General features: G+C 58.9%; 11 protein-coding genes, 1 tRNA gene and 1 pseudogene. 10 read left to right on the forward strand and 3 right to left on the reverse strand.

Annotated features, from left to right (window positions below):
* The first annotated feature begins 82 nt into the window (after nucleotides 1-82).
* The 5 genes and pseudogenes from DEH80_RS17630 to brnA all read left to right on the forward strand — a co-directional run bounded on the left by DEH80_RS17630 (nucleotide 83) and on the right by brnA (nucleotide 7,583).
* A complete protein-coding gene (locus DEH80_RS17630; RefSeq protein WP_109721433.1) occupies nucleotides 83-1,282 on the forward strand; it encodes a DUF6361 family protein in 1,200 nt (399 codons plus the stop codon).
* On the forward strand, nucleotides 1,282-3,066 hold the full coding sequence (locus DEH80_RS15325) for a phospholipase D family protein (protein WP_109721395.1): 1,785 nt from the start codon (nucleotides 1,282-1,284) through the stop codon (nucleotides 3,064-3,066). The genes DEH80_RS17630 and DEH80_RS15325 overlap by 1 nt, the downstream gene beginning before the upstream one ends.
* Nucleotides 3,063-6,227, forward strand: coding sequence for a C-terminal helicase domain-containing protein (locus tag DEH80_RS15330; RefSeq protein ID WP_109721396.1), 3,165 nt, complete (start codon nucleotides 3,063-3,065; stop codon nucleotides 6,225-6,227). Before DEH80_RS15325 ends, DEH80_RS15330 begins: the two co-directional genes overlap by 4 nt.
* A gap of 1,016 nt (nucleotides 6,228-7,243) precedes the next feature.
* Nucleotides 7,244-7,354: pseudogene (locus DEH80_RS17765) on the forward strand (BrnT family toxin); the annotation flags it as partial.
* Entirely contained in the window at nucleotides 7,344-7,583 is a 240-nt protein-coding gene (brnA, locus tag DEH80_RS15345) for a type II toxin-antitoxin system BrnA family antitoxin (RefSeq protein WP_109721399.1), read from the forward strand. The pseudogene DEH80_RS17765 and the gene brnA, both read left to right, overlap by 11 nt.
* A gap of 354 nt (nucleotides 7,584-7,937) precedes the next feature.
* On the opposite strand, the gene dnaB is transcribed toward brnA, so the two are convergent.
* A complete protein-coding gene (gene dnaB, locus DEH80_RS15350; RefSeq protein WP_109721400.1) occupies nucleotides 7,938-9,320 on the reverse strand; it encodes a replicative DNA helicase in 1,383 nt (460 codons plus the stop codon).
* 243 nt (nucleotides 9,321-9,563) lie between these two features.
* Nucleotides 9,564-9,640 (reverse strand) — tRNA-Arg (locus DEH80_RS15355).
* A gap of 215 nt (nucleotides 9,641-9,855) precedes the next feature.
* Between DEH80_RS15355 and DEH80_RS15360 the strand changes: the two genes are divergently transcribed.
* The 5 genes from DEH80_RS15360 (at nucleotide 9,856) to DEH80_RS15380 (ending at nucleotide 15,993) form a co-directional block, all read left to right on the forward strand.
* Nucleotides 9,856-10,266, forward strand: a complete 411-nt coding sequence (locus DEH80_RS15360) for a hypothetical protein (protein WP_109721401.1) — start codon at nucleotides 9,856-9,858, stop codon at nucleotides 10,264-10,266.
* 37 nt (nucleotides 10,267-10,303) lie between these two features.
* Nucleotides 10,304-11,827, forward strand: coding sequence for a sensor histidine kinase (locus DEH80_RS15365; RefSeq protein ID WP_109721402.1), 1,524 nt, complete (start codon nucleotides 10,304-10,306; stop codon nucleotides 11,825-11,827).
* A 3-nt stretch (nucleotides 11,828-11,830) separates the two neighbouring features.
* Nucleotides 11,831-12,232, forward strand: coding sequence for a response regulator (locus tag DEH80_RS15370; RefSeq protein WP_109721403.1), 402 nt, complete (start codon nucleotides 11,831-11,833; stop codon nucleotides 12,230-12,232).
* Nucleotides 12,233-12,249: 17 nt separating this feature from the next.
* Nucleotides 12,250-12,879 carry an SOS response-associated peptidase gene (locus tag DEH80_RS15375; protein ID WP_109721404.1) on the forward strand — a complete coding sequence of 210 codons (630 nt, stop codon included), beginning with the start codon at nucleotides 12,250-12,252 and terminating at the stop codon, nucleotides 12,877-12,879.
* A gap of 339 nt (nucleotides 12,880-13,218) precedes the next feature.
* On the forward strand, nucleotides 13,219-15,993 hold the full coding sequence (locus DEH80_RS15380) for a bifunctional aconitate hydratase 2/2-methylisocitrate dehydratase (RefSeq protein ID WP_109721405.1): 2,775 nt from the start codon (nucleotides 13,219-13,221) through the stop codon (nucleotides 15,991-15,993).
* 87 nt (nucleotides 15,994-16,080) lie between these two features.
* Here the strand turns inward: DEH80_RS15380 and DEH80_RS15385 are convergent, their stop codons facing one another.
* Entirely contained in the window at nucleotides 16,081-16,368 is a 288-nt protein-coding gene (locus DEH80_RS15385; protein ID WP_109721406.1) for a TonB-dependent receptor, read from the reverse strand.
* Nucleotides 16,369-16,435 lie beyond the last annotated feature (67 nt).

Genomic DNA, 16,435 nt, shown 5'->3' on the forward strand with positions numbered 1-16,435 from the left:
CGTGAGAGCGCATACATGATTGGCCTTCCCTGCCGTTTAAGCAATTCAGTTCAAAGCGATGCGATTCGATGAGTTGGTTGCGATGAAGCCGTCGTTTACTTGGCTCGACCTAACTTCCCAGGACCGCGACAAAATGCGTCGGGTGATGGACTTGCTCAAGGAGGAAGGAACTGTCGATGAGATGGGTCTTGGGACGCTGCGTGACACGATCTCAGACGCGCTGTTTCCAGGTACTTCAGTGCTGCACACGCGTCTGCGGTACGTCTTGTTTATTCCTTGGATGTACCAGGAATTTGAGCGCAAACGATTGGCAGGAAATGCCATCGAAGAAAAAGGTCGCGATTACGAGATCAGTCTCATTTCGGCGCTGGGTAACTCCGACGACTCTGAGGGCACAATTGGGAGTCGCGCAAAGGCGACGTTGAGTCGTTTGCCTAGTTCGGCCTACTGGGCCGCACTGGTGAGGTGGGGCCTGTTTCGTCACGAACAAAGTCAAGGCTGGTACCACCGGCATTTCTCCGAGCTCGTTAGAAGGAGCAGAGAGTCTGGGCGTGCCGACGATCCAGGCGTCGTTTGGGGGCGCGAACCCAACTGGCATCCGCGGCTCCCGCCAGCACCCGCCGGGTTTCCAGGGGAGGCTTCGTTCGCATTGACCCGAGAAGAAGCGGCGTTCATTCAAGGCCGGATTGAGGAGCGCTGCCATGGCAGCTTGTTCGCTTGGTTGTCCAAGGAAGACGCCGTTCAATTTGCCGATCATCTCTGGGATGAGCCTGCCGTCGGCGTAGCCAACATCAAAATCCAGCAGGTGGTTGAGTGGGCTCGGCGCTTTTCGCTGCACGTCGAAGGCTTGCCGCTCTTCTATAACTTGTTGTTGGCCGAGCGAAAACGGGACGAACATCAGGGCGATACCGATCTCATCGAGCGCTATCGGGCGGAAGCCCAGCGCTGGATTCAGGAAGAACTGCAGGAGTCGCCATTCGACACCAAGGGCTTTGAGAACTTCATGATTCTTCGGGGGCGTTCGATTTCGACTCCACAATCCAGATTCTTAAACGCATGGGCTGATCGCGTGCGGCTATGCGGGGAATCCCTGGTCGATGATCGCAATGTCCGTGATCTGATCGAGCGACGAGAGCGGCAGCTCAAGGGCCATCGCGCACGGCTGTTCAATTCCGTGCGGTTGCAGCAATGGGACGGTGGTGTCGGTGTTGGTCGCATGGAGTTTCGCTGGTCCAGCGTGCGTCAGCTGCTCAAAGATCTTCACCAAGGCTTGGCGAACTGATGCTGCCTCCTGATAGCCGTGTTGTCGCAGTGGAACTGCTGCGAGCCCCCGAGGGATACACCTTGGACTCTGCGGTGCTCACGAGTTACAGCCTGGACCTTGAAACGTTGCTTGCTCTTCCGCTGGCGGTACTTTCCCAGGCTGATGCGGGCATCGAGCAGCTTCTTCGTGATCCGCTGCTCCTGTTGGAATCACTGCGCGAGTCGGGCCAGAAGATTCATGTCTTCGTAGATGAATCGGCTATCGCCGTGCCCCGAACCGAACGGCCGTTATTCTCGATGCTGGAAGCGAGCGTCCATTCCGTCAAAGCCCCGAACGGTGGAGCATTTCACCCGAAAGTCTGGGCGGCGAGGTTCGTTGCCCCGGGCCGCAAGCCGATGTTGCGTGTTGCGGTCTTGTCGCGAAACCTGACCTACGACCGGTCCTGGGATCTCGGCATAGTTAGTTGTGCCACCGAGAAATCCGGAGCCGAAGCGTCGAGCAGCCGAGATCTGGCACGTTTGTTCGCTACGTTGCCCTCGCTCTGCACGGAATCCCTTCCGACAATCGCCTCAGATCTGGTCAGCTCGATGTCGGAATCGCTCGGCAGAACCCTGTTTCCCGCGCCAGAGGGGTTTACCGGCAACATCGAGTACACGGTCTTTGGTCTTGATTCAGGCGTCCAGTCACCTTGGCAACCATTACAAAGCGCAAGCCGCGTGCTTGCCATGGCGCCGTTCGTAAACCAAACCGCGCTGTCCGTACTGGCTCAGCTGGGTTCAAAGGACAAGCGTTCCTTGATCAGTCGTCAGGACTCACTCGACGCGTTGCCTGAATCTGGGCTTGAGCCATGGGGTGATGTTCGAGTTATGAGCGAGTCGATCGAGGACGAAAGCGAGGATGGTGTTCCCACTGAACTCAGCGGGCTGCACGCGAAGTTGCTCGGCCTTGAGCATTCTTGGGACGTCACCTGGTTTGCAGGGTCCAGCAATCTCACCGCTGCGGCATTCACAGGTGCGAATGTTGAGATGATGGCGTCAGTTACAGGTCGGCGGTCCAAGTCCGGCATCGAGCGCTTCGAAGAGGCCGGCATTGGTCGGATGCTGGAACCTTATCGTCGTATCGAACGCCCCGTTGAAGACGCGGCACTGACGAAGGCCATCGAAGAACTCGAAAGCGCCAAGCGCACTGTCATCGACTCTGCACTGCGAATCGCGACAGCCGAAGCAGACACTGACTGGCAGTGGACGCTCGAGGGCAAGGTTGAATTGCCTGACAGCGTCGCCGTTCACCACTGGCCAATTAGCTTATCCGCAAGCGCCTCTCGTCCACTGGTGCTGCCAGTCTCCTGGCGCATACCCACCTCTCATTTAACCGCTTTCGTCGCGTTTCACTGCAAGTCCTCCCATCCCAAAGTAGAAGACATTCACTTCGTGCTCAAGCTGCCCACTCAAGGCTTTCCGGAGAATCGCGTTAATCAAGTATTACGCACCTTGATCGACTCGCCGGAGCGGTTCCTGCAGTTCCTTCGTGCTTTACTCGGCGGCCTAGAAGGCCTGGTTGATTGGGCTGACGGCAGGAATGAACCCGGAACAGGTGAATCTTGGAACCTCCCTGCTCTTGGTGACGAGACCTTATTGGAAGACTTGCTACGTATGGCTTCACGGGATCCACAACGCCTGGAACCGATACGACGTCTGATTTACGACTTGGAGCAATCCGATGGGGACAAGTTGGTTATTCCGCGGGAGTTCCTGCACATCTGGAAAGTCGTCGAACGAAGCTTGGCTGAGCGCAAAGCATGAAGCGCCCTGATCTGGAATCCATCCTCAGGCCACTCAAGTCGTTCCAGCGACGCACGGTGGATCACGCGTTCCATCAGATGTTCTATGCGCCCAACAGCACGTCCCGTTTCCTGGTGGCCGACGAAGTTGGTCTCGGCAAGACCTTGGTGGCGAGAGGGATCATCGCTCGCACCATTGATGCCTTGTGGGACGACGTTGATCGCATTGATGTGATCTATATCTGTAGCAACTCGAGCATTGCGCGCTCCAATTTGCCGAAATTACAGATCGGCAGTGGAGATGAGCGATCCGTTGCCCTCGCCACGCGACTGACAATGCTGGCGACACAGCTGGCGCCGCGCGCTGGTCGCGCCGGATTGGCCCATAGCAAGCTGAATTTCGTCAGCTTCACCCCGGGCACCTCGTTCGAGATGGGTCATTCCACCGGTCAAGCACCCGAACGAGTCGTACTCTTCCGGCTACTGGCGCCGTTGTTTCCGGAACAGCGCACAGCACTGATGAATCTACTTCAAGGCTGGGTCACGAATACCGAGCGCTGGCGGACACGGCTTAAGCACGATCACGTCCCGCTAGACCCTGGTATTGAGAAAAGCTTTCATGCGGAGGTGCTTTCTAACGTCGAGCTGCGAGAACGAATCACTGAAGTTCTGGATGAATGGTTTGCACGCCAACGCAAGCATTTACCGGATGAAGCAGTGCATGCACGCAATGCCATTGTTGGGGAACTGCGTAAGCTGCTCGCACGAATTTGCGTGCAGGGGCTGGAACCCGATCTTGTGATCCTCGACGAGTTCCAACGCTTCAAGACGCTGTTTGATGCACCACCGGATTCGCATAATCCGGCTGTCCAGCTAGCACGGGCGCTATTCGATGCTCAAACGCCGGAGGGCCATCCAGTTCGAAGCCTGCTGCTTTCAGCTACACCTTACAAGCTCTACACCGCAGATGCCGAAATCGATCAGGAGGATCATTACGAGGATTTCCTGTCGACGACACGTTTCCTGTTCCGCCACGATGAATCCAGAGTCGCAACATTACGCCACCAATTGGCTGACTTTGGCAGAGCCCTGAAACATGCGGCGCATGGCGATGATTCCGGCGTTTACAAAGCAAAAGCAGCGGTTGAAGTGACCCTGCGCAGTGTCATGGCCAGGACCGAACGCGTTGCCGCCAGCGATGACCGTGATGCTATGGTCGAGGAGCCCTCGCTGGCGGTCACTATGCAGCCAGAAGATGTCGAACAGTACCTGGCAGCGGATGCGCTGTTTCGTGCTGTCGGCGACCGAGACCCGATGCCGTTTTGGAAATCGGCACCGTATCTCGCGCACTTTATGCACGGTTATCGGTTCAATGACCGCCTCACCGACGCGCTCGATGTGTCGCCTGGCAAGGTCGATGAGGTACTTCAAAACCATCAACCGGCGTTTATTGCCTCAGATCAGCTGGCGACTTGGCAGGAACTGCCGCTTGCGAACGCTAAACTGCGTCAGCTAGCACATGAATTGTTGGACGGCGGGCTCTGGAAGCTGCTTTGGATACCGCCCACTGTGCCCTATTGGTCACTCGAAGGCCCGTTTGAAAATCAGCAAGCCACCAAGACGCTGATCTTCTCTGCATGGAACGTCGTGCCAGATGTCCTCAGTGCGGTTCTGAGTTATGAAGCGGAGCGGCGGATGGTTGACGATGTCTGGGGGCACTACGACCAGTACAGCCGACAAGCGACTTTGCTGCAGCTGTCGAAAGAAACTGATGGGACGCTCAATCGTCACCGCCTTCTGTTGCTGCTGTTGCCTTGTCTGCCCTTGGCGGACGGAGCCCATCCGCTTCATGCGCCGCCATCGCAAGATCGACGTGAGTGGGTTCGGTCTCGGGTGGGCACTCTGCTGAGTGACCTTTCACTCCCGAATCCCATCGATGGCGAAGTCGATGATCGCTGGGAGTGGGCCTGGCCGGTCCTTCTCGACCCGGAGCTCAAAAACTTTATTCGTAGTTGGGTCGGAGATGAGCAGCTACCCAAACCAAGTGAAGACCTGTTTGCTGGCTACGCAAAGGAACTGATCGACATCACCCCCCAGAGTATGGGGCGGAGGCCAGAGAGCCTGGAGGAACTAATCGTCGACGCGGCATTGGGTGCGCCAGGTGTTTTGGCTGCGCGTACATTGGCCTCCACCAAACTGTCAGAAAACGATCGGCGTTGGTATTCGGTGTACATCGCCGACGCGTTCTGGAAATTGTTCAACAGGCCTCCTGTTACCAAGTTGCTCCCGCAGCTGGCCCAGCAATTCAGCCCAGAGGCTTCTCGTCAGGACCTTTTCTATTGGCGCTTGGTCATGCGATATTGCAGAGACGGCAACCTTCAAGCGGTCCTGGATGAAAGCTGGCACTTGATCTGGGAGCAACACGGCTGGTCAGCGGACAAGGATTACGGTGATGCCATTGATGACGCAGTCGTCCAACTGGCTGACTCAATTCAGCCGCCGCGATCCAGTGTTCAGGCGCGTTTCTTCAATCGCAAGGGCGGCAGTACGGCATTTGAAGAGATGCGCCTGCGCACGGCTCTTGCACTTCGATTTGGTGATATCCGCACTGAGGAGCGCTTGATTAGCCAGGATGGTGTTCGCAACGCGTTCAACAGTCCATTTCGACCATTCGTGCTGGCGAGCACCTCGGTTGGGCAGGAGGGGCTCGACTTTCATCCATGGTGTCGCCGCATCGTGCATTGGGATCTGCCCGGGAATCCGGTCGATCTGGAGCAACGCGAAGGGCGCGTCCACCGCTACAAGGGACTTGCAGTGCGCCAAAACGTCGCGCTCGCTCACGGACAACATGCCCTCGACCAATGGGAGATTGGCAAGGATCTGTGGGAGTTGATCTTCTCACTGGCGTTCGACAAAGCACGGAGCGATGGTAAAAGTGATCTTGAGCCTCATTGGATGGCGCCAGGCCCCGTCAAGGTCCAACGGCACGTACCGCTGCTACCCTTCAGCGCTGAAGTCGAAGCCTTCCGTCGGCTAAAAAGGCAGCTTGCCGCCTATCGAGTCGTCTTCGGCCAGCCTCGCCAGGAGGAACTGGTTACGTTGCTGGATCACGCGCAGCTCGACTCAGAAAAGCTAATGTCTTGGGCCATCGATTTGCAGCCTGATGCACACGAACTAGGTTGAGGTCGCCGAATAGCACAGCGAGCTTTGAACTCGTAATCTTTTTGGATCTCTCTCGCCTAAAGAGCCGAGTGTTAGTGGGAGCCGAACGTCAACGGTCTCTGGCCGACATGGCAACGCCCATTCTGGATAGTGCTGCACTCGTCTCCTGAGACTACGCATGCGGCCATCGCTTTCGTTACGAGCGCAACATGTCCAATTGATACATCGCACATCCCGCCCACAACGGATATGCAAAGCGGATATACAGGGGTTATCCGGCAGAACTTGGTAGCTCTTTCAAGAGTAATCGTAGTCAGGCGGTTCGGATGCCAAAGGCCATTGCACTTCCCAACTCAGTGAGGCAGCTCGACAGGGGCACGTGCAGATACGCCATTAAGCGCAAGCCGGATTCCTTTGACTTCTCGATTCCGACGACGGCGTCACGGGAACCTCAGAGTACGACTGGCAGCCATCGTTAGAGCGCGAGACAACGAGTCAGTGGCGCTCATCGAGATCGTTCGGCTAAGTTGGAATCTTGGGGGGTGTCGGGCGAAACGCCTTGCGAACGCGAACTCCCTTCGTGCGAGCCATTCCCTCTCGAACCTGCCGGACCATCCGCTTAAATTCAGGTGTTTCTGCGGCTTTGATGAGATCCACGGAGAAGGAACCGTGACGGTCAAACTTGCCGAGGCTCATCAAATGAACCTCTCTAGTCTGCTTGTTCGCCATAAACTTCTCCAGCGCGGAACAGTTGAGCGTAATCAATCCTGAGCATACCACCATCTTAGCCTGACCAATCGTGGTTGAGCGACCGCATCCAGAGCAAGCATGGCCTGCTATTGGCACTGAACAGACCGATCTCAGCGCGTCTGCTGTAAGCCATCTTCCGTCGGTTGGCGGCAGCAGAGAAGTTGATCGCCCAACCCCCTGCAACTGCTCAGCGGTGTACGTGACGACTGAGCTGTCCAGCACAGCCCGTTCAGGGCGCATAGCGGACCAACGGATAGGGCCTCAGCGGCTTGCCGAATGAGTGAAAGAAGATTGACCAGAAGCATTGGTCGGCAGTGGTGACGTACCGAGGTGACAAAATTCGGATCATCTCGGTCAGGCGATCCCGACGCCAGGAGGTTGAGTTATATGAAGGCTAAGACATTGGATCGTAAATTCGAGTCCGGAGAAGACATCAGCGCGCAGCTTGACCTATCCAAGGCTCGGCGCCCCAATCAGGAGCAACGTCGTGTCAATGTGGATTTCCCCACTTGGATGATTGAGCGTCTGGATCGGGAGGCCAAGCGGCTTGGTGTAACGCGCCAATCCATCATCAAAGTCTGGCTTGCAGAACGCTTGGAGCACTCTGACTCCCACCGAGCTGCTTGAGGTACTTGCGTCTGCTTCAGGCACTGACCAAACGTGGCCAGACACGTCAACCTTCCAGCGCCACAGATAATCATATGCGGTGATGCCCCATCCAACTCCAATGCTGTCGCCACGTCAGTCAATCTGCTGGCGCTGCGGCTTGAAGCTTGTGGCGACTACGTAAGAATCTGCGCTCCGCCGCAACTCGTTGGCTCCCCAGCAAATGACCGCCACAAGAGCCGTACAGCTGCAAGAAACAATGGCGATCGCTCTACCCGTGAAATCCATGCCCATCTGTTGCGGGTACGGAGACGCTTGCGACTATGAATGATCGCGAGCGACCGGCGGGCAACCGCGTTGTTAAATAGGAGGTGTTCATTCCTTAGCGTACGCCGTATCTTCGGCCAGGTTATCAAACCGGGTGTAACGACCATGGAAGGTGGCATCGACAGTTCCTATCGGGCCATTCCGCTGCTTGGCAATGATGATCTCAGCCCGGCCCTTTTTGTCAGTTCCCTTGTTGTAAACCTCATCGCGGTAGATGAACAAGATGATGTCGGCGTCCTGTTCGATGCCACCTGACTCACGAAGATCCGCCATCCGCGGGCGCTTATCCTCCCGGTTTTCCACACCGCGGTTCAGCTGCGAGAGCGCGATCACCGGCACTTCGAGCTCCTTTGCTAGTGACTTCAACCCTCGCGAAATCATCCCGATCTCATTCGTCCGATTCTCCTTGAATCCGGGCACCTGCATCAATTGAAGGTAGTCGACAAGAATCAGCCCTAGTTCCATTCCTTCTGGGTATTCCTCCGTTTTCCGATTGGCTAGTTCGCGTTTCAGACGCCGGGCACGAGAACGAAGCTCGGTCGGCGAGAGCTGACCATCGTCGTCGATGTAGATTGGCGCGCGGTGAAGCAATTCCATCGCTGAGTGGATCTTGTCCCAGTCAAAATTATCGAGGTTGCCTGATCGCAACCTCCCCTGATCAACCCGCCCAAATGACGAGACCATCCGCATCATCAGCTGATCGCCTGGCATTTCAAGGCTGAAGACCAAGACCGCCTTCGGCTTTTTAGGGTCAGTCGAAACCGCTTCGGCTATGTTCATCGCAAAGCTGGTCTTTCCCATAGATGGGCGGCCCGCAACAATGATTAAATCCCCAGCGTGCATACCGGTTGTTTGTCCATCCAAATCCCTCAGGCCAGTCGACGTCCCTGCAAGCTGACCGGACACAATTTGTTCGAGATTGTCGAAGACTTGGTCAAGATAATCGGCACCGTGTCGAGGCCCGACACCACTGCGCCGCGACGACTCCGCAATCTCTAGCACGGACCGTTCGGCCGCATCGATTAGGTCGGTCGCAGACCGACCTTCTGGTGCGAAACCAAGATCTAAGATGCTCGTCCCGACAGCGATCAGGCGCCGAAGGACTGACCGCTCTCGGACAATATCGGCATAGGCTTTTATGTTGGCTGCGCTGCCACGCTCATTCGCGAGCGTCGCCAAATATGCGAGCCCACCGGCGTTTTCTAGTTGGCCCCGAGAGGCCAAACATTCACTGACTGTGACAATGTCGCGTGGCTGATCTGCCCCCGCGAGCACCTCGGCAGCTTCGAAAATGAGTCGATGATCGTGACGATAGAAGTCATCCTTCCGGATTCTGTCAGCGACTTGGTCCCAGGCGTCGTCACCCAACATCAGCCCGCCCAGCACAGCTTGTTCGGCTTCCAAAAAATGGGGTGGGAGGCGTTTGTCCATACCTCCAGCGTAGTTGCATAAGCGACATATGGCGTCGCAACTGGTGACGGTCTCTGGATTGGGCAGGGCATGGGTCGCCAGGGCGTGGTCCTGTTCCCAACGCTAGGACAGGTAGCTAAGTTCTTCGGCCGGATTACACCTCTAGGAGCCGCCACGCTGGTCGCTGGATTTGTCCCGAACGTGTGATGCTGCAGACACAAAAAAACCAGTCACCGCTAAGTGACTGGTTTTCTTGATAAATAATGGCGGGCCCGGAGCGATTCGAACGCCCGACCCCCTGGTTCGTAGCCAGGTACTCTATCCAACTGAGCTACGGGCCCGCGATGTTCGCGGCGCCGAATGGCGACCAGCGAGGCGCGCATTGTAAAGATTTTGCCGAATCGCGCAAGCGTTTTTGATGCACCGGCCTGCGGATGCTCCCGCCCGAAGCGCTCGGTGCGGGGTTACCAAAACGTTCACTTGTGCGTTGTTAGCCTGCGACCAGACCCTGCGACAGCCCCATTTTGGAGGACGACACGTGCTAAACGCTGATTCGATGGAAAGCTCTACAGGTCAACATGAGCGCCGACAGCGCGCCCCTGCTCGTGAGTACATCGAGCTGACCGAGATTGCGATTCTCGACGCGGCGCTGTCGCTAGGCACGCTGGACGGACCGGGCGCAACGCCGCAGGCCTTGGTTGACGAGGTACTGCGCAGCCTCATTGTGCGGGACGCCGATTTCGCGCGTGCCATTGGCCGGCTTGTCGCCAGCGACTACCTGAATGTCGCGCATGGTGACCGGGGGTGGACGTACGCGCTCACCCGATCCGGACAACAGCACGCCGCAGACTGGCGCCAGCACCTGGATGTCAGCGAGCCCACCGGACCGACTCGAAAACTAAAGACCGTGCGGCGCGAGCTGGCCAGTCGCCGCGCACCTGTGTTGCCGGTCATGGCCACACACTAGCCTGAACGGATGCAATCGCAGCGCAGCGACCACCTAAATGAGCGGCCGAGATATGACCTCTTGCCCGGATAGCGCTCCGCGTCAGTTCAACGCAGGGGTCGACAACGCGCGCCTCTATCAGCAGATGATCGCCGAAGTAGCGGACTTCGCCATCATCCGCATCGATCCGAATGGGAAGATCCAGACGTGGAATCTGGGTGCCGAGCGCATCAAGGGCTACGGCGAAAGCGAAATCCTCGGCCTGAACTTCCGGCGGTTCTACACCGATGCTGACCGCGCTGCGGGCAAGCCTGACCGACTACTCGATCAGGCACGCCGCGAGGGCCGTGCTCACGATGAAGGCTGGCGGGTGCGCAAGGATGGCAGCGGCTTCTGGGCCAGTGTGGTCATCACCGCGCTGCACGATGACCAGGGCCAGACCGTTGGCTACACCAAGGTCACGCGCGACCTCACCGAACGCAAGCGGGTCGAAGAGTCGCTGCGACGGTCGGAAGAGCGCTTTCAGCGGATGGTCGAAGAGGTTGCGGACTACGCAATTCTGATGCTCGACACATCGGGCCACGTCGAAACATGGAATTCGGGGGCCCGATTGCTCAAAGGCTACACCGCCGATGAGATCATTGGTCAGCACTTCAGTCGCTTTTACCTGGACTCGGATCGGGCGGCCGACAAGCCGGCACGCCTATTAGCCGAAGCACGCGAGCACGGCCGGGCGCAGGATGAAGGCTGGCGCCTGCGCAAGAACGGCACGCGATTCTGGGCGAGCGTGACCATCACCGCCCTGCATGATCAGTATGCCGAGGTCGTGGGTTTCACCAAGGTGACACGTGATCTGACCGAACGGATGACCGCGGAAACTCGCCTGAAGGCGCTCGCCGAGAAGCTTCAGTTCAAAAATACAGAGCTGGAACAGTTCGCCTACATCACCTCTCACGACCTGCAGGAGCCGTTGCGCACGGTGGCCAGCTATTCGAAGTTGATGCAGCGGCGCTACGGCACTCAGCTTGATGCCGATGCGACTGAATGGCTGGGCTATGTCACCGATGCCGTCGGCCGAATGAGCCGGATGATCGACGATTTACTCCAGCACAGCCGCATCGGCCGGGACTCGGAACCCGAGCCTGTCAACTTGCGCCAGGTGGCCGCTGCCGTCTGCCATGATCTGCAGGCGTTGATCGCCAAACGCAGTGCCCGCGTTCACACCAGCGAGTTGCCGACTGTCCAGGGCATGCCAACCGAATTGCGACTACTGCTTCAGAATCTCGTGGGCAACGCACTGAAGTTCGTGCCAGCGGACCGCACACCTGAGGTCGAGATCTGGGCGGAAAAGTGCCCTGGGGCGTGGTGCATCTACGTGCAGGACAACGGCATCGGCATCGATCCGGAGCAGACGGATCGCATCTTCCGAATCTTCCAACGCTTGAACACACGCGAGGAATTCGAAGGCACGGGCATGGGTCTGGCACACTGCCAGAAGATTATCGAATCCCATCAAGGCACCATCGGTGTCGAACCCGCGCCGGAAAACGGCAGCCGGTTCTACTTCACGCTGCCGGAGTAATGCATGAGCCAAGCCCCACGCGTGCTGTTGGTGGACGACAGCACGCCCGATCTCGTCCTGCACCAGATTGCCTTCGAAGAAGCGGGCTATCCGGTCGAGCTAGAGAGTTACCAAAAGGCGGCTGAGGCCCTGCGCGATATTGAGGCGGGCACGCTGAAGCCGGACCTCATCCTGCTGGACATCAACATGCCGGGGATGGATGGCTGGGAGTTCGCCGAGGCGTACGACCAGCTCCGGGAGAGCCAGCGCACCGGAACCATCGTGATGATGCTGACGACCTCACTCAACCCCAGTGATCGCGAGCGCGCCGAACGCTGCGGCGTGATCGAGCGCTTTTTCAACAAGCCCCTGACCGCCGAGATGATCGAAACCATGCTGCGCACTCACGGCTTCCTGGACGATTAGTCAGGCTGGCTGGGTCGATGTGCGGTCGCTTTGAACAACACGTCGCGCGCATGCGCGCCTGGACACAGCTGCTCGATGACTGGCCCGGCTCGGTCGTGGACCGCCACAACATCTGCCCCACCCAATCTGCTGCCACGTTCGACGCCGAAGGCTATCGAGAACGCCACTGGTCCCTCATCCCCCGCTGGGCGCGCGATCCCAAGCTGAAGTTTGCGACGTTTAACGCACGCGGCGAAACGCTGGCCGACAAGAACACGTTTCGCGGCGCCTGGCAGCACTCACAGCGCTGTGTCGTACCCGCCAGCGGCTACTTTGAGTGGACCGGGCCGAAGGGCAACAAGCAGTGCCACTACGTGACCAGCGGCGACGAGGCCGGGCTCGCCTTAGCCGGCCTGTGGGAGTGTTGGCAACGTGCCGATGCGACCGTACACAGCTTTACGATCGTCACGGTGGCAGCCGCAGAGCACATTAGCTGGCTGCACCACCGCATGCCGCTGATGCTGCGCCCTGATCAACTCGATACTTGGTTAACCGGGGCGCCTGAACACGCCAACGAGCTGATCCGCGCGGCTGAGGCACCGCAGCTGTCAGTGCGGCCGGTGGCCCACCCTAACGCAACAGCCCCGCCTGACTCGACTGAGGATTAAAGCGGCGCAAGCCCGTAGTCCTGCGCGCTGTTGCTGCACCGCCGGGACCGAGCCCACCGCAATTGAACTATAATCCGCGACTTGCGGCCGGACATCGCCGGCCATTGACCTTGGGGAGGTCTGCAACTCGCTCTGACCCGGATTGCCATCGGAGGCTCTGCGACGCTGTCCGCAGCACGTCAACCGGCACTCGCCGCGCGCCGGCCATTGCGCCCCGGCTTTCAAGCCCCGCCAGGCGCAGCGCTGCCAACCGTCCCCCGACCAGCGGCCAGCCTGGATCCAGACGCGACACCACCTCGCCCGACACCCTGCATTCACTCTGCATCGAGAAACTGAACTATGAGCTTGTATCTGGACTATCTGAAAGAGATTGAATCCCGCAAGGAACAGGGCCTGAGCCCTAAGCCGATTGAAGACAGCGCGCTTCTTGCCGAGATCATCGCCCAGATCAAGGACCCGGCTCACGAGCACCGGGCCGACTCGCTCAAGTACTTCATTTACAACACATTGCCGGGTACAACCAGCGCTGCAGCCGAAAAGGCCGGTTTTCTCAAGGAGATCATCCTGCGGCGCGCGACGGTCGAGGAAATCTCTCCGAATTTCGCCTTCGAGCTGCTGGCCCATATGAAGGGCGGCCCGTCCATCACCGTGCTGCTGGACCTTGCGCTGGGTGAGGACATCGCCATTGCCGAGCAGGCTGCCGAGGTTCTGAAGACGCAGGTCTTCCTCTATGAGGCAGACACGGATCGTCTGGCCGCTGCCCACACCAGCGGCAATGCCGTGGCCACGGACATTCTGACGAGCTACGCCAACGCCGAGTTCTTCACCAAGCTGCCGGATGTCGAAGAAACCATCCAGGTCGTGACCTATGTGGCGGCCGAGGGTGACGTGTCGACTGACTTGCTGTCACCAGGCAATCAGGCGCATTCGCGCTCCGACCGGGAGCTGCACGGCAAGTGCATGATCTCGGAGGCCGCCCAGGCCGAAATCGAGGCGCTCAAGGCCGAGCACCCGGACAAGCGAGTCATGCTGGTTGCCGAGAAAGGCACCATGGGCGTGGGCTCGTCGCGCATGTCTGGCGTGAACAACGTGGCACTGTGGACAGGCAAGCAGGCCAGCCCCTACGTGCCCTTCGTCAACATAGCCCCCATCGTTGGCGGCACGAACGGTATCTCCCCCATCTTCCTGACCACGGTCGGCGTTACCGGTGGTATCGGACTGGACCTCAAGAACTGGGTGAAGAAGCTCGATGCCGACGGCCAGGCGGTTAAGGACGCCAACGGCGACCCCGTGCTGGAACAGCGCTATTCCATCGACACCGGCACGGTGCTGACGATCAACACGCGCACCAAGACGCTCTACGACGCAACGGGAACGCAGGAACTCGCGGACATCTCCTCGGCCTTTACGCCACAGAAGCTGGAGTTCATCCGTGCCGGCGGTTCCTACGCCGTGGTCTTTGGCAAGAAACTGCAAACCTTTGCGGCCGAAACCCTGGGCGTGGATGCCCCGGATGTCTTCGCGCCCTCCAAAGAAGTGTCCCACGCCGGCCAGGGCCTGACCGCCGTCGAGAAAATCTTCAACCGCAATGCGGTGGGTGTCGAAGAAGGCAAGGTGCTGCATGCCGGCTCCGATGTCCGCGTCAACGTCAACATCGTCGGCTCCCAGGACACCACCGGGCTGATGACCGTGCAGGAACTGGAAGCCATGGCCGCCACGGTGATCTCACCGAAGGTCGATGGCGCATACCAGTCCGGCTGCCACACGGCCTCGGTCTGGGATCTCAAGGCGCAGAAAAACATTCCGAAGCTGATGGGCTTCATGAACGCCTTTGGCCTGATCACCGCTCGCGACCCCAAGGGCGTTTACCACCCGATGACCGACGTCATCCACAAGGTGCTGAACGACATTACCGTGGATGACCGCGCTGTGATCATTGGCGGCGACTCGCATACCCGCATGTCCAAGGGCGTGGCGTTTGGTGCCGACTCCGGCACCGTGGCCCTGGCTCTGGCCACCGGCGAGGCCACCATGCCGATTCCCGAGTCCGTCAAGGTCACGTTCAAGGGCCGGCTGAAGGACCACATGGACTTCCGTGATGTCGTCCATGCCACCCAGGCGCAAATGCTCAAGCAGTTCGGCGACAACGTCTTCCAGGGGCGCGTGGTCGAGGTGCACATCGGCACGCTGCTGGCTGACCAAGCGTTCACCTTCACCGATTGGACCGCCGAAATGAAGGCCAAGGCGGCCGTTTGCATCTCCAACGACGACACCCTGATCGAGTCGCTGGAGCTGGCCAAGAGCCGCATCCAGATCATGATCGACAAGGGCATGGAGAACGACGCCCGCACGCTGCACGGCCTGATCGAAAAAGCCGACCAGCGCATTGCCGAGATCCGCTCCGGCAGCGAGCCCGCTCTCAAGCCCGACAGCAATGCCCAGTACTTCGCCGAGTTCGTTGTCGATCTGGATCAAATCGACGAGCCGATGATCGCCGACCCAGACGTCAACAACGCGGATGTTTCGCGTCGTTACACCCACGACACCATCCGCCCGGTCTCCTACTACAAGGCCGAGAAGAAGGTCGACCTGGGCTTTGTCGGCTCCTGCATGGTGCACAAGGGCGACATGAAGATCATTGCCCACATGCTCCGCAACCTGGAAAAGCAGAACAGCAAGATCGAGTTCAAGGCGCCGCTGGTGGTCGCACCGCCGACCTACAACATCATCGATGAACTCAAGGCCGAGGGTGACTGGGAAATTTTCCAGAAGCACGCCGGCTTCGAGTTCGACGATGCGGCACCCAAGAGCAGTGCGCGCGTGAAGTACGAGAACATCATGTACCTCGAACGCCCCGGCTGTAATCTCTGCATGGGCAACCAGGAAAAGGCCGAAAAGGGCGACACTGTCATGGCCACCTCCACCCGTCTCTTCCAGGGTCGCGTCGTGGAAGACGCCGACGACAAGAAGGGTGAGTCCCTGCTGGCCTCCACACCGGTTGTGGTGCTGTCGACGATCCTGGGCCGCACGCCCAGCGTGGATGAGTACAAGGCGGCTGTCGAAGGCATCGAACTGACCCAGTTCGCACCACCGCTGGACGCAGCCCGGGCGTAGCAGCCGGGCGACAGCTTCGCCTTCAGGCACGCAACGCGGCTCCTTCGGGGGCCGCGTTGCGTTTGGCCTGGGCGTGCCGCCCGCGTCTTAGTCGAACGCCACGTCGATGCCCGCGAACAGGGTTCTCGGATCGCCCGCACGGAAGCGGCCAAACGCGCGCTGCGTGAGATAAAAGCGATCGAGCAGATTGCGACCCGCCACATACACCTCGGCGCGGGCGAAGCGCCAGGCAATCCGGCCATTGAGTAGCGCATAGGCATCGCTGCGCTGCTCCGGATTATTGTCAGCCTGGCGGAACTGGGCATCCACGTAGCTCAGATCCAGCTGCGCCTGAAGACCCAGCGCCGCCCTGATAGCGCGCGAATAGCTAAGCACTGCTCTGGACTGCCCGTAAACATCAAATTGACGTCACTCGATATGACCCCGACGATAATCCGGGTGA

This window comes from Abyssibacter profundi, assembly GCF_003151135.1.
Lineage (GTDB): Bacteria > Pseudomonadota > Gammaproteobacteria > Nevskiales > OUC007 > Abyssibacter > Abyssibacter profundi.